Genomic DNA, 908 nt, shown 5'->3' with positions numbered 1-908 from the left:
TTGATGTTTTCTTCCAGTGCAGCGGATAAGCCCGGTTCGCTAATAGGCGGCACGGCTTGTTGCAGTTGTTTAATCTTGTTCGGGTCAATATCGACACATAAAACCCGATGTCCCACATCGGCAAGTGCGGCGGCTTGAATTAATCCGACATAGCCGGTGCCAAATACGCTCACGTCCATCTGCGCACCCTCGATAGAGCGAAAAGAAGAAGTTCGGAAGAAGACTGTAAAAGGGGTATAGCGCAGGGTTTGGAAAGCGTGTCAGCAAAATGACATGTTGCACCTGTATAACACTTGAGCGCTTTTTGGCGATTGGCCATCAAGTCATTGCTGCGATTGGATTTGTTGATTTTTTGCAGATTTGTTCAGATTCAAAATAAGCGATAAACGGTTGTAAGTCTTTAATTTAAAGGCTTCTAGCGTTTCGTGTGTGTCAGATTTGAGTCACCGGTTTTTTGACGCTTTGTGAAAAAAACAGTCAATTCTTGCGCTTTGATGGCCGGGTGCTAGTGTCAGGTTCTGACCGACAAACCTTTGACTCCCTGCCGTTTTGCGCGAGCGGTATCGCCATGTTCAGATATGCCAAAGAATTACTTTTATTTGTTTACTTGCTGCTTTACTCCGAATACTACATTGATCGGTTAAATGCTATCGGCGCAGGTTTTGCTGTACTTCTTTTTGGCGCGATGTTTTTGGCGCTTACTTTGGCGTTATATCTAACGGCGTATATTCGTCAAGCTCTCATTCGCCACTTGTTCGCAATAACACTGTTTGTCTCGGCAGTGTTTTTCGATGTTTATACCCGGGTCACCGCGGATTACCTGAGCTACAGCAGCTTTGTCTCGCTGGTTTACTCTGGCGGCTTCATTCAGGAAGCCGCTTACCAGTATCGCGACGCGATCATTCATG

General features: G+C 46.0%; 2 pseudogenes. One reads left to right on the top strand and one right to left on the bottom strand.

Features of this window, described 5'->3' with window-relative positions:
* Positions 1-179, bottom strand: a pseudogene (locus HT737_RS28925) (UDP-glucose 6-dehydrogenase); the annotation flags it as partial.
* 389 nt (positions 180-568) lie between these two features.
* Between HT737_RS28925 and HT737_RS28920 the strand changes: the two are divergent.
* A pseudogene (locus tag HT737_RS28920) lies at positions 569-908 on the top strand (sulfatase); the annotation flags it as partial.

Source organism: Pseudomonas sp. MD195_PC81_125, assembly GCF_014060985.1.
Lineage (GTDB): Bacteria > Pseudomonadota > Gammaproteobacteria > Pseudomonadales > Pseudomonadaceae > Aquipseudomonas > Aquipseudomonas parakoreensis.
The sequence above is the reverse complement of the archived record's forward strand: the minus strand, read 5'-3'. Positions and strand labels throughout refer to the sequence as shown.